17 protein-coding genes and 3 pseudogenes are annotated in these 17,311 nt (G+C 71.3%); 4 read left to right on the top strand and 16 right to left on the bottom strand.

The window, feature by feature from the left end:
* Window positions 1-188: 188 nt before the first annotated feature.
* Window positions 189-737, top strand: coding sequence for a DUF1697 domain-containing protein (locus tag ACWD01_RS10860; RefSeq protein ID WP_451160284.1), 549 nt, complete (start codon window positions 189-191; stop codon window positions 735-737).
* A 248-nt stretch (window positions 738-985) separates the two neighbouring features.
* Window positions 986-2,077 carry an IS630 family transposase gene (locus ACWD01_RS10855; protein WP_451160282.1) on the top strand — a complete coding sequence of 364 codons (1,092 nt, stop codon included), beginning with the start codon at window positions 986-988 and terminating at the stop codon, window positions 2,075-2,077.
* Here ACWD01_RS10855 and ACWD01_RS10850 read toward each other — a convergent pair.
* Window positions 2,074-2,427 (bottom strand): annotated as a pseudogene (locus ACWD01_RS10850) (IS200/IS605 family accessory protein TnpB-related protein); the annotation flags it as partial. The gene ACWD01_RS10855 and the pseudogene ACWD01_RS10850 sit on opposite strands and share 4 nt — an antisense overlap.
* Window positions 2,393-2,929: pseudogene (locus ACWD01_RS10845) on the bottom strand (ATP-binding cassette domain-containing protein); the annotation flags it as partial. The pseudogenes ACWD01_RS10845 and ACWD01_RS10850, both read right to left, overlap by 35 nt.
* A gap of 169 nt (window positions 2,930-3,098) precedes the next feature.
* On the opposite strand from ACWD01_RS10845, the pseudogene ACWD01_RS10840 reads away from it, so the two are divergent.
* Window positions 3,099-3,224, top strand: a pseudogene (locus ACWD01_RS10840) (sensor histidine kinase); the annotation flags it as partial.
* Window positions 3,221-3,883: a response regulator gene (locus ACWD01_RS10835; RefSeq protein WP_451160280.1), complete on the top strand. Its 663-nt coding sequence runs from the start codon at window positions 3,221-3,223 to the stop codon at window positions 3,881-3,883. The pseudogene ACWD01_RS10840 and the gene ACWD01_RS10835, both read left to right, overlap by 4 nt.
* A gap of 51 nt (window positions 3,884-3,934) precedes the next feature.
* Here ACWD01_RS10835 and ACWD01_RS10830 read toward each other — a convergent pair whose 3' ends face one another.
* From ACWD01_RS10830 to ACWD01_RS10765, 14 genes are all read right to left on the bottom strand, one after another.
* Window positions 3,935-4,675, bottom strand: coding sequence for a sirohydrochlorin chelatase (locus ACWD01_RS10830; RefSeq protein WP_451160278.1), 741 nt, complete (start codon window positions 4,673-4,675; stop codon window positions 3,935-3,937).
* Between the two features lie 4 nt (window positions 4,676-4,679).
* Entirely contained in the window at window positions 4,680-5,585 is a 906-nt protein-coding gene (locus ACWD01_RS10825) for an ABC transporter permease (RefSeq protein WP_451160276.1), read from the bottom strand.
* Complete coding sequence (locus ACWD01_RS10820; protein WP_451160274.1) at window positions 5,572-6,366, bottom strand: ABC transporter ATP-binding protein; 795 nt, start codon at window positions 6,364-6,366, stop codon at window positions 5,572-5,574. Before ACWD01_RS10820 ends, ACWD01_RS10825 begins: the two co-directional genes overlap by 14 nt.
* A 35-nt stretch (window positions 6,367-6,401) precedes the next feature.
* Complete coding sequence (locus tag ACWD01_RS10815; RefSeq protein WP_451160272.1) at window positions 6,402-7,511, bottom strand: aliphatic sulfonate ABC transporter substrate-binding protein; 1,110 nt, start codon at window positions 7,509-7,511, stop codon at window positions 6,402-6,404.
* A gap of 222 nt (window positions 7,512-7,733) precedes the next feature.
* Window positions 7,734-9,080: a sulfate adenylyltransferase subunit 1 gene (locus ACWD01_RS10810; RefSeq protein ID WP_451160270.1), complete on the bottom strand. Its 1,347-nt coding sequence runs from the start codon at window positions 9,078-9,080 to the stop codon at window positions 7,734-7,736.
* A gap of 2 nt (window positions 9,081-9,082) precedes the next feature.
* The gene (cysD, locus tag ACWD01_RS10805) at window positions 9,083-10,021 is read right to left on the bottom strand and encodes a sulfate adenylyltransferase subunit CysD (protein ID WP_451160268.1); all 939 of its coding nucleotides are present in this window, start codon (window positions 10,019-10,021) and stop codon (window positions 9,083-9,085) included.
* Window positions 10,018-10,584 (bottom strand): adenylyl-sulfate kinase, encoded by a 567-nt coding sequence (gene cysC, locus ACWD01_RS10800; protein ID WP_451160266.1) that lies wholly within the window; start codon window positions 10,582-10,584, stop codon window positions 10,018-10,020. Before cysC ends, cysD begins: the two co-directional genes overlap by 4 nt.
* A complete protein-coding gene (locus ACWD01_RS10795; protein WP_451160264.1) occupies window positions 10,584-11,285 on the bottom strand; it encodes a phosphoadenylyl-sulfate reductase in 702 nt (233 codons plus the stop codon). Before ACWD01_RS10795 ends, cysC begins: the two co-directional genes overlap by 1 nt.
* A complete protein-coding gene (locus ACWD01_RS10790; protein WP_356897475.1) occupies window positions 11,282-11,461 on the bottom strand; it encodes a hypothetical protein in 180 nt (59 codons plus the stop codon). Before ACWD01_RS10790 ends, ACWD01_RS10795 begins: the two co-directional genes overlap by 4 nt.
* Window positions 11,458-13,155, bottom strand: coding sequence for a nitrite/sulfite reductase (locus ACWD01_RS10785; protein WP_451160262.1), 1,698 nt, complete (start codon window positions 13,153-13,155; stop codon window positions 11,458-11,460). Before ACWD01_RS10785 ends, ACWD01_RS10790 begins: the two co-directional genes overlap by 4 nt.
* Window positions 13,156-13,269: 114 nt before the next feature.
* Window positions 13,270-13,353 carry a putative leader peptide gene (locus ACWD01_RS10780; protein WP_310650533.1) on the bottom strand — a complete coding sequence of 28 codons (84 nt, stop codon included), beginning with the start codon at window positions 13,351-13,353 and terminating at the stop codon, window positions 13,270-13,272.
* 149 nt (window positions 13,354-13,502) lie between these two features.
* Entirely contained in the window at window positions 13,503-14,072 is a 570-nt protein-coding gene (locus ACWD01_RS10775; RefSeq protein ID WP_451160260.1) for a GNAT family N-acetyltransferase, read from the bottom strand.
* A 13-nt stretch (window positions 14,073-14,085) separates the two neighbouring features.
* The gene (locus ACWD01_RS10770; RefSeq protein WP_451160258.1) at window positions 14,086-15,366 is read right to left on the bottom strand and encodes a GAF domain-containing protein; all 1,281 of its coding nucleotides are present in this window, start codon (window positions 15,364-15,366) and stop codon (window positions 14,086-14,088) included.
* Window positions 15,367-15,664: 298 nt separating this feature from the next.
* Window positions 15,665-17,299 carry an acyl-CoA dehydrogenase family protein gene (locus tag ACWD01_RS10765; protein ID WP_451160256.1) on the bottom strand — a complete coding sequence of 545 codons (1,635 nt, stop codon included), beginning with the start codon at window positions 17,297-17,299 and terminating at the stop codon, window positions 15,665-15,667.
* Between the last annotated feature and the right edge of the window lie 12 nt (window positions 17,300-17,311).

The raw sequence follows: 17,311 nt of genomic DNA, 5'->3' as shown, positions 1-17,311 counted from the left end.
GAGGCCACCCCGGAGGAGGTCGCCACCGCCCTCACCGAGGGTGCGACGGCCGACAAGATCACCAACCCGAGCGCGGGAACGCCCAACAAGCTGCTGAAGATCGTCGAGTGACCGACGGCCCACGCCGCTGAAACCGGTGGTCGCCGCGCCCTCCCCCACGGGGCGCGGCGACCACCTATCGTTCCGGCATGACGACGAAGTATGCGGCCCTCCTGCGCGGGATCAACGTCGGCGGCGCCAAGAAGGTCCCCATGGCGCAACTGCGCGCCGTGCTCGACGGTTTGGGGTACGCGGACGTCGCCACCTACCTGCAGAGCGGCAACGCGGTGTTCAGCAGCGGGGAGACGGACGAGAACGTCCTCGCCGCCGCGCTGGAGCAGGCGATCGAGAAGGAGTTCGGCTTCCGGGTCGACACCCTGGTGCGCGGCGCGCGGTACCTGCGTGCGGTCGCCGAGGACTGCCCCTTCCCGGCGGCCTCCCTCGAAGGCAAGCAGCTGCACGTCACCTTCTTCTCCGGGCCCGTCACCGCCGACCGCTTCGCGTCCGTCGACGCGGCGGCCCATCTGCCGGAGGAGTTCCGGCTCGGCGACCGCGCCCTGTACCTGTACACGCCGGAAGGCCTCGGCCGCTCGAAGCTCGCGGCCACGCTCTCCCGGCCCGGCCTGCTCAAGGGCCTCGTCGCCACCAGCCGCAACTGGAACACCGTCGTCAAACTCGTGGAGATGACCCGCGACTGACGCAAGCGGCCCAGGCGCAAGCGGTCGGGCGCAAGCGGCCCGGGCGGAAATGGCCTGGCGGAGTGCCCCGGCGTCGAAGTGGCCCGGTGAAGCGGCCGGTCAATGGCCCAGGGGCGCAGGCCACTTGATGGCTAGGGTCGTCGGCATGACCTCCACGGACACCGGCAGCCGGACCGCCGTCGACTTCTACTTCGACCGTTCCTAGTCTTCTGAGTCGGGAATTCTGTTCAGATGTATAGGCTTGTCTCATGGCGCGGACGGGTCGGCCGAAGGCCGAGTTGAGACTGTCGGACGAGGAGCGGGCTGCACTCGAGGGGTGGGTGCGGCGTCGTTCCACGCCGCAGGCGTGGGCTTTGCGGTGTCGGATCGTCTTGGCGTGCGCTGAGGGCGCCTCGAACAAGGATGTGGCTGCTCAACTCGGTTCCACACCTCATGCGGTGGGCCGTTGGCGGGCTCGGTTCGTGCAGTACCGGATTGCCGGTCTTGGCGACATGCCGCGTCCGGGCGGGCCCAGGACGGTGACGGACGAGCAGGTCGCCGCGGTGGTCACCAGGACGCTGGAATCCACACCGAAGAACGCAACACACTGGTCGACTCGGTCGATGGCGAAGGAGATGGGCCTGTCGCAGTCGTCGGTGTCACGGATCTGGCGGGCCTTCGGGTTGCAGCCGCACCGGTCGGAGACCTTCAAGCTCTCGACCGATCCGTACTTCGTCGACAAGGTCCACGACGTCGTTGGGTTGTATCTGGACCCGCCGGAGCGGGCGTTGGTGTTCTGCGTGGATGAGAAGTCGCAGATCCAAGCCCTGGACCGGCCCCAGCCCGTGCTGCCGATGATGCCCGGGGTTCCCGAGCGGGCCACCCACGACTACGTTCGCGCTGGCACCACCACACTGTTCGCCGCACTGGAAGTCGCCACCGGCAAAGTCATCGGCTCCCTGCACCGCCGCCACCGCGCCGAGGAGTTCAAGAAGTTCCTCGTCAAGCTCGACAAAGAGGTACCCGGTGGCCTGGACGTCCACCTGATCTGCGACAACTACGCCACCCACAAAACACCTGCCATCAAGAAGTGGCTGCTGGCCCACCCACGCTTCCACCTGCACTTCACACCGACCGGGTCGTCCTGGCTGAACCTCGTCGAGCGATGGTTCGCCGAACTCACCAACAAGCAGATACGACGAGGCGTCCACAGATCCGTCCAAGCCCTGGAGAAGGACATCCGCGACTGGATCGCCGCCTGGAACACCGAACCGAAGCCCTATGTCTGGACGAAGACCGCCGACGAGATCCTCGAACGCCTCGCCTCATATCTGAACAGAATTCCCGACTCAGAAGACTAGTCAGTGAGCAGGAGTGAGTCTTGGACCCATTCCTGGTTACTGCGGACATCCCGAACGGTGTTGGGTGTCCTGGTCGCCCGCGTTCGCTCCGCGTCCGGTGGCACGCATCGTGTGTGTGGTCCGGGGATGCGGGGGCGGGGTTCCTCACACCCGAGGGTGCCCGAGTCGGCCTGGACGGTCCGATGGCCGCATCCATCGCTCTGGTGGGTGCGGGGCGGTGTCGTCCGTCGCCGGATCGGGTGCCCTTGGGCGCGTCTGCCGATCGCGATGCTCGCCGCATCGTGACGGGTCGTCCTACGCGTCTTGCTGGTGAGAGGTTTTTGCCAGTGCTGCGCGCCCCACTTCGATGTGTCTGATCCAGCGCACACCTTCCGGGTCGAGGCCGTTGAGCGGTTCGTCGAAGAGCAGCACAGGCGGATCGCCGAGCAGAGCGGCGGCGATGCCGAGCCGCTGTTTCATCCCCAGGGAGAACCCGTCGATCCTCCGGCCGGCCGCGTCCGTCATGCCGGCCTCCGCCAGCACCTCGGCGACCCGCCGGCGTGGCAGACCGTTCCCCACCGCCAGCGCCGTCGGATGCGCGCGGGCGGTGCGGCCGCCGTGCACGTCGTGGGCGTCGAGCAGGGCGCCGACGTGCCGTAGGCCACGGGGATGGTCGCCGAACGGCTGCCCGTCGACGGTGACGGTGCCGCCGGTGGGCCGGCTCAGACCGAGGGCCATCCGCAGCGTGGTGCTCTTCCCGGCACCGTTCGGGCCGAGGAACCCGGTGACCCGGCCCGGGCGCACGGTGAAGGAGAGGCGGTCCACGGCGGTGTTCGCGCCGTAGCGCTTGGTCAGTTCGGTTGCTTCGATCACACGCTCCACGCTGCCGGGGCGGACGGGCCTCGGGCATCGGGCCGGCGGCTGTATTCGGGGCGTACGGGGTAGCCCCCGGGCGTAAGCCCGCGGGCCGATGCCGGGCGGGGGCCGCCTGCCTATGATCGGCGCATGAAAGCCCCTAAGGGTTGGTCTGCCCGGTGCGGCCGGCTACGGGCTGACGGGCATGAGGGAGCGGGCGGCGCTGCTGCACGGCGAGTTCACGGCGGGGCCCCGCCCCGAGGGCGGCTTCTGCGTGGCGGCGCGGCTCCCGGTGCCGGTGGCGGTCGGATGATCCGGGTGCTGCTCACCGACGACCAACCGCTGGTCCGGCACGGGCTGCGGGTACTGATCGCGGACCGCCCCGGACTGGAGGTGGCGGGCGAGGCGGCCAACGGCGAAGAGGTGGTGCGGCTCGCGGACCGGCTGGCGCCCGATGTGGTGGTGATGGACATCCGGATGCCTGTCATGGACGGCATTGAGGCCGCACGGCGGATCACCGCGGGCGCCGGCACACCATCGAAGGTCCTGGTCTTCACCACATTCGACGACGACGAGTACGTGTACGGCGCGCTGCGTGCCGGGGCGAGCGGCTTCCTCGTCAAGGACATGGACATGGACCAGATCCTCACGGCGATCGAGGTCGTCGCCGCGGGAGACGCCCTCATCGCGCCGAGCGTGACACGCCGCCTGATCGCGGAGTTCGCGGCCCGCCCGGTCGCCGCCCAGTCGCCCCCGAGGCTGGTGGAAGGCATCACCGCTCGCGAACGGGAGGTACTGACCCTGGTCGGCAGCGGACTGTCCAACCCGGAGATCGCCGCACAACTGCACATCAGCATGGCCACGGCCAAGGCTCATGTGGGCAGACTCCTGACGAAGCTGGACGCCCGCGACCGGGTGCACCTGGTCATCACGGCGTACGAGCTGGGCCTGGTGACGCCACCCCGGCGGTAGGTGACGTTCAGGTCGCCCCCGGCCCCCTGGGCACGAACCCGCTCCGCAGGGCTACGCGCCCACCGCCAGCAGGTGTTCCGCCAGCGACTCCTCGTAGCGACGCACCAGCAGCCGGGCCAGTTCCGGCGCGGCGCCCAGGACGTCGGAGACGGTGTCCGCGTCGGCGGCGCCCGCCGTGATGCGGTCGGGGAGGCGGCCCGGGGCGATCACGTACGGGGCCACGGCGACGCGGGCGGCGCCGTCGGAGCGCAGGGCGCGGACCGCGTCCTCGGTGCGCGGAAGGGATGCGGAGGCGAACGCAGGCCGCACGGCGCACCAACCGGTGTGCCGCAGCTCCCGCGCTGTGTGAGCGATCACTGCGATCGCCTCCGGGTCTGTGGAGCCCGCGGCGGCCAGGACCAGGCCGGTCGAGCTCTTGTCGGCGGGGGTGAGGCCCGCCTCGTACAGCCGTCGTTCGACCGCGGCGAGCAGCAGCGGCGACGGGCCGAGGACCGCGGCCCGGCGGACGCGCAGCGTGGGCGGCGCCTGGCGCAGCACGGCCGGGATGTCCGCCTTGGCGTGGAAGGCGCGCGTCAGCAGCAGCGGCAGCGCCACCACGTCCCGTACGCCGTCGGCCGCCAGCCGGTCGAGGGCCCGCGGCACCGAGGGGGCGTTGAAGTCGAGGAACGCGGTCTCGACGCGCAGCCCCGGCCGCATGGCGCGCACCCGCCGCACCAGGGCGTCGACGGTCGCGGCGTGCCGCGGGTCGCGGCTGCCGTGCGCTATGACGAGGAGGACCGGTCCGTGGGTCATCGGCTCAGCTCCGCACGAGCAGACCGCGGCTGCGCAGGACCCACCGCTCCAGCGGACTGAAGATCAGCAGGTCGATCGCGATGCCGACGATCAGGATCAGCAGGATGGCGAGGAACACGCCTGGCATGTCGGCGTTGTTGCGGCCGTTCTCCAGCAACTGGCCGAGGCCGAGGCCGAGGTCGGGGGAGGAGGCGATGATCTCCGCGGCCATCAGCGAACGCCAGGAGAACGCCCAGCCCTGCTTCAGCCCCGCCACATAGCCGGGCAGCGCCGCCGGCATCACGATGTGCCAGGCGCCGCGCAGCCCGGTCGCGCCCAGTGTGCGGCCGGCCCGCAGGAACAGCGGCGGCACCTGGTCGACGCCGGAGACCAGGCCGTTCGCGATCGACGGGACCGCGCCCAGCAGGATCACGGCGAACATCATCTTGTCGTTCAGCCCGAGCCAGATCACGGCCGGCGGCACCCAGGCGACGGACGGCAGCGACTGCAGGCCCGACAGGATCGGCCCGATCGCGGCACGGACGAACCTGACCCGGGCCACCAGCAGTCCGAGCGGGGTGCCGATGGCGAGGGCCAGCAGGAAGCCGAGCAGACCGCGGGAGACGCTGGTCCAGATGACCTCGAACAGCGTGCCCTGCAACCACATGCCGGACACGCTGTCCCACACCGCGGACGGCGCGGGCAGCTTGTAGTCCTCGGTGACCTCCGCCCACACCAGCACCTGCCAGGCGAGGAGCACCAGCGCCACGGCGGTGAGCGGCGGCAGCACCTTCTTCAGCAGCACCTCGCGCACCGGCGTGCGGCTCACCTGCACCGCGTCCAGCGCGTCGAGCCCCGCCTCGAGACCCGCCAGGTCGTCGGTCCTGCCGGAGCCCTTCCCCGCGGCCTCGGTCGTGTCAGTGCTGGCCATGTCGGCGGATCTCCCCACGCAGTTCTTCGGTGATCTCGACGGACAGCTCCGCCACCTCGGTGTCCTCGATACGCCGCGGCTGCTCGATGCCGACGCTCCACTCCCGCGCTACCCGCCCGGGCCGTGACGACAGCAGCACCACCCGCTGCGCGAGCCGCACCGCCTCACGGACGTTGTGGGTGACGAACAGGACGGAGACGTTCGTCTCCCGCCAGATCCGGGTCAGCTCGTCGTGCAGTACGTCCCGGGTGATGGCGTCGAGCGCCGCGAACGGCTCGTCCATCAGCAGCAGCTGGCTGTCCTGCGCCAGCGCGCGGGCCATGGCGACCCGCTGCCGCATCCCGCCCGACAGCTCGTGCACCCGCTTGCGGTACGCGCCGCCCAGCCGCACCAGCTCCAGCAGCCGCTCGGCCTCGCCGCGCCGCACGTTCTTCGGCACGCCGCGCAGCCTGAGCGCCAGTTCGATGTTCTTGCCCGCGGTCAGCCACGGGAACAGGGCGTGCTCCTGGAACATCAGGGCGGGCCGGCCGCCGGGTGTCTCGATGGAACCCGCGGTCGGCCGGTCGAGTCCCGCGACCAGGTTCAGCAGCGTCGACTTGCCGCAGCCGGACGCTCCCAGCAGGGTGACGAACTCGCCCGGCGCGACATCGAGCGTGATGTCGTCCAGCACGAGCTGCGGCCCGGCGGGCCCGTTGAAGGACTTGGAGACATGCCCGATACGAGCCGCGTACGTCTGCTCGACACTCACGCGGTCCTCGGCCTTGGCGAGGGCAGTGGCCATGGTCGTCACCTCCTGGGGAACTCGGCTGGTACGGATCACTTGACGCCGAGTCCGGCGTCGGAGACCTCGGGCGCGCCCGCGGCGCCGAGGACCTTGTTCAGCGGCTTCAGGTCGTAGATCCCGGCGAGGTCGGGCTGTTCCAGCAGGCCCGCCCGCACCGCGTGGTCCGCCTGTGCGTCGAGCGTCGCGGCCAGCGGGTCGTCGGTGAACCGGAGCGACTTCCACGCCGGGTCGATCACCTCCGGCGGCAGCGGCTTGCCGGTCAGCTCCTGGAGCTTCGCGTTCGCCGCTTCCTTCGCCTCGTCGGGGTGGGCGTTGATCCAGGCGTTCGTCTTCACCGTGCCGCGCAGCACCGCCTCGACGACCGCCGGATGCGCCTTGAGGAACTTCTGCGACACGACGATGTTCGTGATCACGAACTTCCCGTCCGGCCACAGGTCCGCCTCGTCCACCAGCACCTTCGCGCCCGCGGCCACCAGCCTGGAGGCGGCGGGCTCCGGCATCCACGCCCCGTCGATCGCCCCGGACCGGTAGGCGCCCGGCGTCACCTTGGGCTGCATCCGGACCGCCGAGACGTCGCCCTTGCCGCTCTGGGGGTCGATCTTCCAGCCCTGCTCCGCGGCCCAGTTGAGGAACGCCACGTCCTGCGTGTTGCCGAGCTGCGGGGTGGCGATCCGCTTGCCCTCGACGTCGGCCGGGGAGGTGATCTTCTCCGGGTTGACGACGAGCTTCACCCCGCCGGACGCGGAACCGCCGATGATCCGCAGGCTCTCGCCACTGGACTTCACATAGGCGTTGACGGCGGGGGAGGGGCCGATGAACCCGATGTCGATCGAGCCCGCGTTCAGGGCCTCGATCTCGGAGGGGCCGGCGTTGAAGCTCGCGGTCGACACCTTGGTGCCGCCCAGCTCCCGCTGGAGGATGCCCTCCCGGTCGCCCACGAGCGCGGTGGCATGGGTGAGGTTGGGGAAGTACCCGATCCGTACGGTGTCCAGACCCCCGACCCGCGGGCCCTTCGCCGCGTGGGCGACGGGTGCCTTCACGGCCTGGGAGCCGTAGCCGCAGGCCGTGAGGACCACGGCGAGGAGCGGCAGGGCGGCTGCGGCGGCGAGGCCGCGGCCCAGGAACGTACGGGTGGCTGGCACGGGAGGTCTTCCTCTCGTAGGCCCGGTCCCTACGTCAGGTCGGGCCGGGTCGTCGGCGGGCGGTCAGGTTTTCGGCGGTGCGGGACGCCGGGGGCGCGCTCGGGCAGCGCCCTCGGTACTGCGGTCATCGCGCACATCGCGCCACCCCGCCCGTGCCCGCGCCGAGAGCCCCGCTGCCTACGCGGCCGCCCTCCTTGGCGAAGGTCGAGAAGACGTCGGTCATCAGAAGTCCCAGGCCGCGTCGTCGGCGGACTGCTCGGCGGGGGCGGTCTCTGCGGCGAAGGCGTCGCCCGCCATGCCCGCGGCGAGCGTCGTGCCGTCGGCGGGGTCGATGAGCAGGAACGACCCGGTGCGGCGCGAGTGCGCGTACGAGTCGAGCGCCAGCGGCTCGGCGGTGCGCACCTTGACGCGGCCTATGTCGTTGGCGACGAGCTGCCCGGGGGCCGGGTGCTGGGAGAGGTCGTCGAGGGTGAGCCGCGAGGGGATCTCCTTGACGATCGCCTTCACGGTGCGGGTGGTGTGCTTGAGCAGCACCCGCTGGCCGACGGTGAGCGGCTGGTCGGCGACGTGGCAGACGGTCGCCTCGACGTCCTGCGTGGTCGGCGGGGCGTCGTCGGTCGGCACGATCAGGTCGCCGCGGGAGACGTCGATGTCGTCCTCCAGCAGCAGCGTGACCGACTGCGGCGTCCAGGCCACGTCCACCGGTTCGCCCAGCAGGTCGATGGCGGAGACCTTCGAGGTGCGGCCGGAGGGCAGCACCGTGACGGACTCGCCGACGCGGAAGGCGCCGGCGGCGATCTGGCCCGCGTAGCCGCGGTAGTCGGGGTGCTCGGCCGTCTGCGGCCGGATCACGTACTGCACGGGCAGCCGGGCGTGGCAGGTGGCCAGGTCGTGGCTGACGGGCACGGTCTCGAGGTGTTCGAGCACGGTCGGCCCGCCGTACCAGTCCATGTTCGCGGACGGGTCCACCACGTTGTCACCGGCGAGCGCGGAGATCGGGATCGCGGTGATCTCGGGGACGCCCAGCGAGGCGGCGTACGCCGTGAACTCCTCGGCGATCTTCGCGAAGACGGGCTCCGCGTAGTCCACGAGGTCCATCTTGTTGACGGCCAGGACCACGTGCGGCACGCGCAGCAGGGCGGCGACCGCGGCGTGCCGGCGGGTCTGCTCGACGACGCCGTTGCGGGCGTCGACGAGGACGACCGCGAGTTCGGCGGTGGAGGCTCCGGTGACCATGTTCCGGGTGTACTGCACATGCCCGGGGGTGTCGGCGAGGATGAACCGGCGGCGGGGCGTGGCGAAGTAGCGGTAGGCCACGTCGATGGTGATGCCCTGCTCACGCTCGGCGCGCAGGCCGTCGGTGAGCAGCGCCAGGTCGGGGGTCTCCTGCCCGCGGCTGCGGGAGGCGTGCTCCACGGCCTCCAGCTGGTCGGTGAGGACCGACTTGGAGTCGTGCAGCAGCCGCCCGACGAGGGTGGACTTGCCGTCGTCCACGGACCCGGCGGTGGCGAAGCGCAGCAGGGTGGTGGCGGAGACCTGTTCCGCCAGCTGCTCGGTGGGGCTGGTCATGTCTAGAAGTACCCTTCGCGCTTGCGGTCTTCCATCGCGGCCTCTGACATCTTGTCGTCGGCGCGGGTGGCGCCCCGCTCGGTGAGACGGGAGGCGGCGATCTCGGTGATCACGGCTTCGAGCGTGGTGGCGTCGGAGTCGACGGCGCCGGTGCAGGACATGTCGCCGACGGTGCGGTAGCGGACCAGCCGCTTCTCGGACGTCTCGGTGTCCTTCGGGCCGCCCCACTCGCCGGCGGTCAGCCACATGCCGGAACGCTTGAACACCTCGCGCTCGTGGGCGAAGTAGATCTGCGGCAGCTCGATCTTCTCGCGCTGGATGTACTGCCACACGTCCAGCTCGGTCCAGTTGGAGAGCGGGAACACCCGGACGTGCTCGCCGGGGGCGTGGCGGCCGTTGTAGAGCTGCCACAGCTCGGGGCGCTGGCGGCGCGGGTCCCACTGCGAGAACTCGTCGCGGAGGCTGAACACCCGCTCCTTGGCCCGCGCCTTCTCCTCGTCGCGGCGGCCGCCGCCGAACACCGCGTCGAAGCGGTGCTCCTGGATGGCCTCGGTCAGCGGCACGGTCTGCAGCGGGTTGCGGGTGCCGTCGGGGCGCTCGCGCAGCTTGCCCGCGTCGATGTACTCCTGCACGGAGGCCACATGCAGCCGCAGCCCGTGCCGGGCGACGGTGCGGTCGCGGTATTCGAGGACCTCGGGGAAGTTGTGCCCGGTGTCCACGTGCAGCAGCGAGAACGGCACCGCCGCCGGCGCGAACGCCTTCAGCGCCAGATGCAGCATGACGATGGAGTCCTTGCCGCCGGAGAAGAGGATCACCGGCCGCTCGAACTCGCCCGCCACCTCGCGGAAGATGTGCACCGCCTCGGACTCGAGCGCGTCCAGGTGGGACAGCGCGTACGGGCTGTCCGTACCCTCGCTCACGATGTCGACGCTGGTCGTCACAGCAGACCCCTTTCGGCGAGCAGTGCGTGGACCGCGTCGGCGGATTCCCGCACGGTCTGGTTCTGGGACTCGATCCGCAGGTCGGGCGTCTCGGGCTCCTCGTACGGGTCGTCGACTCCGGTCAGTCCGCTGATCTCGCCCGCGGCCTGCTTGGCGTACAGCCCCTTCACGTCACGCACCGAGCACACCTCGACCGGAGTGGCGACGTGCACCTCCAGATAGGGCGTGCCCTGGCTCTGGTGGCGCTTGCGGACCGCCTCGCGGCTGTCGGCGTACGGGGCGATGACCGGCACCAGCACCTGCACGCCGTTGGACGCGAGGAGTTCGGCGACGAAGCCGATCCGCTGCACATTGGTGTGCCGGTCCTCGCGGCTGAAGCCGAGGCCCGCCGAGAGGAACTCGCGGATCTCGTCGCCGTCGAGCAGCTCGACACGGTGGCCCTCCGCGCGCAGCCGGTCCGCCAGCTCGTACGCGATGGTGGTCTTGCCGGCGCTCGGCAGACCCGTGAGCCAGATCGTGGCTCCGGTCACGTCGTTCTCCAAAGGAATCTGATCGGTCGTCATCAGCCGTGCAGCCCGCACTCGGTCTTGCCGCGCCCGGCCCAGCGGCCGGCCCTGGCGTCCTCGCCCTCCAGCACCCGGCGGGTGCAGGGCGCGCAGCCGACGGAGGCGTAGCCGTCCATGAGCAGCGGGTTGGTGAGCACGCCGTGCTCGGCGACGTAGGCGTCCACGTCGTCCTGCGTCCAGCGGGCGATCGGGGAGACCTTGACCTTGCGCCGCTTCTCGTCCCAGCCGACCACCGGCGTGTTCGCCCGGGTCGGGGACTCGTCGCGGCGCAGGCCCGTCGCCCACGCGTCGTATCCGGTCAGGCCCTGCTCCAGCGGCTTGACCTTGCGCAGCGCGCAGCACAGGTCGGGATCGCGGTCGTGCAGCTTCGGGCCGTACTCGGCGTCCTGCTCGGCGACCGTCTGGCGGGGGGTGAGGGTGATGACGTTGACGTCCATCACCGCGTCCACCGCGTCACGGGTGCCGATGGTCTCCTCGAAGTGGTATCCGGTGTCGAGGAAGACCACGTCCACGCCGGGCATGGCACGGGAGGCGAGGTGGGCGACCACCGCGTCCTCCATCGAGGAGGTGACGCAGAAACGGGGGCCGAAGGTCTCGGTGGCCCAGTCAAGGATCTCCAGGGCGGAGGCGTCCTCGAGGTCCCGGCCCGCCTGCTCGGCCAGTGACTTGAGGTCCCGCTCGGCCTGCACCGTCGTCATGTCGCTTCCCCTCCACCGTCGCCCTGCTGGAGTCCCCGGCTCAGCAGCCCGAGGAACTTCAGCCGGAAGGCCCGATTGCATGCCCCGCACTCCCACGCGCCGTGACCTTCTTCGCTGGGACGAAGGTCCTCGTCGCCGCAGTACGGGCAGTAGAACGGCGCGGCGCGCTCGCTCATGAGAGGGCCTCCTCTGATGCCCTGGCCGCCCAGGTCGCGAAGCGCTCGCCGTCCTCGCGCTCCTTCTCGAAGCGCTTGAGGACCCGCTCGACGTAGTCGGGCAGCTCGGCCGAGGTGACCTTCAGACCGCGGACCTTGCGGCCGAACGCCGGGTCGAGACCCAGCGCCCCGCCGAGGTGCACCTGGTAGCCCTCGACCTGGTTGCCCTCGTCGTCCAGCATGAGCTGGCCCTTGAGACCGATGTCCGCGGTCTGGATGCGGGCGCAGGCGTTGGGGCAGCCGTTGAGGTTGATGGTGAGCGGCTCCTCGAAGCCGGGCAGCCGCCGCTCGAGCTCGTCGATCAGGGCGGAGCCGCGGCCCTTGGTCTCGACGATGGCCAGCTTGCAGAACTCGATGCCGGTGCAGGCCATCGTGCCCCGCCGGAACGGCGACGGCGTGACCCGCAGGTCCAGCGCCTCCAGGCCGGCGACCAGCGAGTCGACCCGGTCCTCCGTCACGTCCAGCACGATCATCTTCTGCTCGACCGTGGTCCGCACCCGGCCCGAGCCGTGGCCCTCCGCCAGCTCGGCGATCTTGGTGAGGGTCGCCCCGTCGACGCGGCCGACGCGCGGCGCGAAGCCGACGTAGAAACGGCCGTCCTGCTGGCGGTGGACACCGATGTGGTCGCGCCACTGCTGCGCGGGCTGCTCGGGCGCCGGACCGTCGACGAGCTTGCGCTTCAGGTACTCGTCCTCGAGGACCCGGCGGAACTTCTCGGGCCCCCAGTCGGCGACGAGGAACTTCAGCCGGGCGCGGTTGCGCAGCCGGCGGTAGCCGTAGTCGCGGAAGATCGAGACCACGCCCTCCCAGGCGTCGGGGACCTCGTCCAGCGGCACCCAGGCGCCGAGCCGCACGCCGAGCTTGGGGTTGGTGGACAGGCCGCCGCCGACCCACAGGTCGAAGCCGGGGCCGTGCTCCGGGTGGTGCACGCCGACGAAGGCGATGTCGTTGATCTCGTGGGCGACGTCCAGCAGCGGCGAGCCGGAGATCGCAGTCTTGAACTTGCGGGGCAGGTTCGAGAATTCCTTGTTGCCGATGTACCGGCGGTGGATCTCGTCGACGGCGGGGCTGCCGTCGACGATCTCGTCGGCGGCGATGCCCGCGACCGGCGAGCCGAGGATCGTACGGGGAGTGTCCCCGCACGCCTCGGTCGTCGACAGGCCCACCGCTTCCAGACGCCGCCAGATCTCCGGGACGTCCTCGATGCGGATCCAGTGGTACTGGACGTTCTGCCGGTCGGTGAGGTCCGCGGTGCCGCGGGCGAACTCCTGGGAGATCTCGCCGATGACCCGCAGCTGCTCGGTGGTCAGCCGGCCGCCGTCGATGCGGACCCGCAGCATGAAGTACTCGTCGTCCAGCTCCTCCGGCTCCAGGATCGCGGTCTTGCCGCCGTCGATCCCGGGCTTGCGCTGGGTGTAGAGACCCCACCAGCGCATCCGGCCGCGCAGGTCGGCACCGTCGATCGAGTCGAAACCGCGGTGCGCGTAGATCGTCTCAATGCGTGTCCGCACATTGAGACCGTCGTCGTCCTTCTTCGTCTGCTCGTTGCCGTTGAGGGGCGTGTGGTGCCCCATGGCCCACTGACCCTCGCCGCGGTGGCGTCCGGCTTTGCGGCGAGGCGTGACGGAGTCGGGCTGTTCCGGGCTGGCGGCCATGGCGATAGTCCTTCGAGACTGCAGGAGGGCGGCTCTGAGCTGCACACTCGCGCGGAAAGCGCGACGGTGCGCAGGGCGGGGTGAAGAGAGTCGAAGTGCGGCGGTGCTGAGCTGTCAGCAGGCCGGACAGATGGCGCTGGACATGCGGCCGAGGTCGACGTGCCGCCGACTCACCAAGGCAATTCCAGTGCTGGACATGACGGAAGCGTGTCATGGGACTTTGGACCCAGTCCACCGACATCCAAAATGTGGACAACACTGTCCCGCATCGCGAGACAGTGTGGCCTGGATCACCGCAGACCGTACGAGGCGGGCCGACGGAGGCGTGTTCGGGCGCGGCTGACGGCTCAGACCGCGGCGCCGGGCCACGGGCCGGGCGGTGGGACCTCGGTCTCCTCCGCCACCAACGCGTCGAAGAGACGGAAGCCGCGCCGCAGATAATTGTCCATCGCGTGCGGACCGTCCTTGGAACAGGTGTGCAGCCACACCCGCTCCGTCCGCGGCAGCCCGGGCCACCGGTCGGCGAGATCCCAGGCGCGCGCCGCCCCCACCGACAGCAGATGACCGCCGATCCGCCGGCCGCGGAACGCCGGGATCAGCCCGAAGTAGACGATCTCCACCGTCCCGTCCCCCTGCGCCGCCAGCTCCGCGTAACCGGCCGGCGTCCCCTTCTCGTACGCGACCCAGGTCTCCACGCCCGGCCGGTCCAGCAGCTTCTGCCACTCGGCGTACGTCAGGGAGAGCCGGTCGGTCCAGCGGACGTCCCCGCCGACCGACGCGTAGAGGAAGCGGCTGAACTCGGGCGAAGGCACCTCGGCCCGCACGATCCGTACGCCGTCCCCGGGGTCGGCCGCGGGACGCAGGTCCGCGGCCGAGGTCTGCTCCAGGGACCAGGTGGTCACAGTGATGGTGCTCATGCGCGACAGGGAATCACGGCACCCGTCCGAGCCGCACCGCCGGGGCGCTCGAGTGCGGCAGCAGATCCTCCGGGCGCTCCGGTACGACCAGCTCCACCTCCAGCTCCTCCGCGAACCGGTAGGGCCGGTGCGCCAGGACCTGCGCCAGATGCCGCCGCAGCCGGGACATCTCCGCCCGCACCGTCACCGTCCGCGTCGGATCGTCGAAGACGTCCTGCGCGAGCTGCGCCGCGGTCCGCCCGTCGCGGCACTTCGCCAGCGCGTACAGCAGCTCGGCATGGCGGGGAGTCAGCTCGTGCGACCAGCTGCCCGAGCCGCCCGTGACCGTGACCACGGGCCGGCGCGCGACGCTCAGGTCCAGCACCACCCGGCCCGCCACCGGAGCGCCGGTACACGCCTCGTCCGGCCGGATCAACCAGCCGCCCGGCAGCGGCTCGAGCGTGCACATGCCGAGCGACGGCAGCCAGGCCCGGCCCGCCCCGACCTGCTTCGGCAGCGACAGCCGGCCCGGCGGCGCCATGCCCGTCACCGCGGCCGGCCAGCCGTTCGCGTCCACCGCCAGCGCCCGGCCGCCCATGCGCGCCAGCAACGGCGAGGCGACACTGCGCAGCACGTCCAGCGTCTGGTGGTGACGGTTTCGCAGCTCGGCCTCCGCGAGCCGGGTGACCGAGGTGACCAGCGCCAGGGTCGCCGGATGCACGGTCGACAGCGGACCGCTGATGTCGACGACACCGATCAGCCGGCCGTCCCGCGGATCGGTGATCGGCGCGCCGGCGCACGTCCAGGTGTGGTGCGTGGACACGAAATGCTCGGCCGAGTGGACCTGGACAGGGCGCCGGGACACAAGGGGAGTGCCGATGCCGTTCGTCCCGACCAGCTCCTCCTTCCAGTCCGCGCCGGGCACGAAGCCGTGCGCGTCGCCCTTGCGCAGGACCGCCGGACTGCCCTCACGCCACAGCAGCCGGCCCTCCGCGTCCGCCACGACCATGATGTGCTGCGCCGCGTCCGCCATGGAGACCAGGCCCTCGCGCAGCACCGGTAGCACCTCCAGCAAGGGCGAGGTGTACCTGCGGCGCTCGATCTCCTCCAGCGGCAGCAGCCCCGCCCGGCGGTCCCGGTCCGGGTCCAGCCCCCGCCGGAGCATGCGCTGCCACGACTCGTCGATGTCCGCCCGCGGCCCGACCCGCGGTCTGCGGCCCGACAGGGCGGCGTCCCGCACACCCTTCAGCAGTCGCAGGGCGTCCGCGGTGTCCATGGCCGCGAGCCTGGCCAGATCGAGCGATGAGTTCTTCACGGGTCCCTCCTCGGCGACGCCGCTGTCCGACAAGCTGGGGTGGCCGGCTCAATCGTCCCCCACCCGGCCACGGCGCGTCGGTCTATGCCGGACAACAATGCAACCCTTTGCAACCGTCGCGAACAGGTGTGCGCGTGTACGAAGGTGGCGGCACACCGGTTCGCCGGTGCGGGTGGTGCCGTGTCGGCGCAGCACCACCCACACAACGCCGTAGGGCGCGGGCCGCCACCGGGGCCCGCGCCCTACGGCGTTCCCGCGGGTGTTTGCACCCGGCCGGTCCGTAGGGCGGCCGGCCCGTTCAGACGACCGCCCGCGCGCGCTCCACGATCGCCGCCAGCGGCAGTGTGTGGTGCAGCGTGCCGAACGCCGACCCCCAGTCACCGCCGAGCCGCGACGCGCAGAACGCGTCCGACACCTCCGACGGCGCCCACCGCACCAGCAGCGCCCCCTGGAGCACCAGCGCCATCCGCTCCACGACCCGCCGCGCCCGCGCCTCGATGCCGTCCAGGTCGGCCAGCTCCGTCAGCAGGTCCTTGATCGCCGCGTCCAGCCGGTGATCGGCGCCGCGCGCCCTGCCGACCTCCTGGAGGAACGCGTTCAGCGCCGGCGGCTCCCGCTGGAGGGCCCGCAGCACGTCGAGCGCCTGCACATTGCCCGAGCCCTCCCAGATCGAGTTCAGCGGCGCCTCGCGCAGCAGCCGCGGCATGCCCGACTCCTCCACGTACCCGTTGCCGCCCAGGCACTCCAGCGCCTCCGCCACCACCGGGGTGCACCGCTTCGTCACCCAGTACTTGGCCGCGGGCACCGCGATCCGCAGGAACGCCCGCTCCTCGTCCGTGTCCGCGTCGTACGCCGCCGCCAGCCGCAGTCCCAGCGTCGTCGCCGCCTCCGACTCCAGCGCCAGATCGGCCAGCACATTGCGCATCAGCGGCTTGTCGATCAGCGGCCCGCCGAACGCGCCGCGGTACGCCGCGTGATGGATCGCCTGCGCCACCGCCTGCCGCATCAGCGCGGCGGAGCCGAGCACGCAGTCGAGACGCGTCGCCGACACCATCCCGATGATGGTCCGCACACCCCGCCCCTCCTCACCCACCCGCCGGGCCCACGTCCCCTCGAACTCGACCTCCGCCGAGGCGTTGGACCGGTTGCCGAGCTTGTCCTTCAGCCGCTGGATCGCGAAGACGTTCCGGCTCCCGTCCTCCAGCACCCGCGGCACCAGGAAGCACGTCAGGCCCTGCTCGGCCTGGGCCAGCACCAGAAAACCGTCGCTCATCGGAGCAGAACAGAACCACTTGTGGCCGGTCAGGACATACTCGCCGTCCTGCGTCAGCGGCTCGGCCCGGGTCGTGTTCGACCGTACGTCGCTGCCGCCCTGTTTCTCCGTCATGCCCATCCCGAACAGGACGCCGCCCTTCAGCCCGGCCGGGCGCAGCCCCTGCTCGTACACCGCCGACGTCAGCCGCGGCTCCCACTCGGCCGCGAGCACCGGGTCCGTACGCAGCGCGGGCACCGCCGCGTGCGTCATCGACAGCGGGCAGCCGTGACCGGCCTCCGCCTGCGTCCACACGAGGAAGCCCGCCGCCCGGCGGACATGGCCGGCCGGTCTGCCCCACGCGTTCACCAGACCCGCGGAGACGGCGTGGCCCAGCAGCCGGTGCCAGGCGGGATGGAAGTCCACCTCGTCGATCCGGTTCCCGTACCGGTCGTGCGTCCGCAGCCGCGCCGGGAAGTCGTTCGCCTGCGCGCCCCACTCCTGCGCCTGCGCGGAGCCCGCCGTCCGGCCGAGCTGCGAGAGCTCCCCGTGCGCCTCGTCGCGGACCTCCGGGGCGACATGCCGGTCCACCGCCTCGCGCAGCGCACGGTCCGCGGTGAAGACGTCGTACCCCACCAGGGGCGGGGCCTGGTTGGTCACTGTGTGGGTGCTCGGTGCCATGCCGATACGGTA

The organism is Streptomyces sp. NPDC002835 (genome assembly GCF_053591995.1).
Note: the sequence above shows the minus strand (reverse complement) of the source record. Positions and strands in the feature narration are given on the sequence as shown.

Coding starts and splice junctions, on each gene's coding strand:
- cysC (WP_451160266.1), bottom strand. CDS start 10,584: ATGACGACCGATCAGATTCCTTTGGAGAACGACGTGACCGGAGCCACG.
- ACWD01_RS10790 (WP_356897475.1), bottom strand. CDS start 11,461: ATGAGCGAGCGCGCCGCGCCGTTCTACTGCCCGTACTGCGGCGACGAG.
- ACWD01_RS10785 (WP_451160262.1), bottom strand. CDS start 13,155: ATGGCCGCCAGCCCGGAACAGCCCGACTCCGTCACGCCTCGCCGCAAA.
- ACWD01_RS10810 (WP_451160270.1), bottom strand. CDS start 9,080: ATGACCAGCCCCACCGAGCAGCTGGCGGAACAGGTCTCCGCCACCACC.
- ACWD01_RS10860 (WP_451160284.1), top strand. CDS start 189: ATGACGACGAAGTATGCGGCCCTCCTGCGCGGGATCAACGTCGGCGGC.
- ACWD01_RS10780 (WP_310650533.1), bottom strand. CDS start 13,353: ATGTCCAGCACTGGAATTGCCTTGGTGAGTCGGCGGCACGTCGACCTC.
- ACWD01_RS10795 (WP_451160264.1), bottom strand. CDS start 11,285: ATGACGACGGTGCAGGCCGAGCGGGACCTCAAGTCACTGGCCGAGCAG.
- ACWD01_RS10855 (WP_451160282.1), top strand. CDS start 986: ATGGCGCGGACGGGTCGGCCGAAGGCCGAGTTGAGACTGTCGGACGAG.
- ACWD01_RS10765 (WP_451160256.1), bottom strand. CDS start 17,299: ATGGCACCGAGCACCCACACAGTGACCAACCAGGCCCCGCCCCTGGTG.
- ACWD01_RS10820 (WP_451160274.1), bottom strand. CDS start 6,366: ATGGCCACTGCCCTCGCCAAGGCCGAGGACCGCGTGAGTGTCGAGCAG.
- ACWD01_RS10835 (WP_451160280.1), top strand. CDS start 3,221: ATGATCCGGGTGCTGCTCACCGACGACCAACCGCTGGTCCGGCACGGG.
- ACWD01_RS10775 (WP_451160260.1), bottom strand. CDS start 14,072: ATGAGCACCATCACTGTGACCACCTGGTCCCTGGAGCAGACCTCGGCC.
- ACWD01_RS10830 (WP_451160278.1), bottom strand. CDS start 4,675: ATGACCCACGGACCGGTCCTCCTCGTCATAGCGCACGGCAGCCGCGAC.
- ACWD01_RS10825 (WP_451160276.1), bottom strand. CDS start 5,585: ATGGCCAGCACTGACACGACCGAGGCCGCGGGGAAGGGCTCCGGCAGG.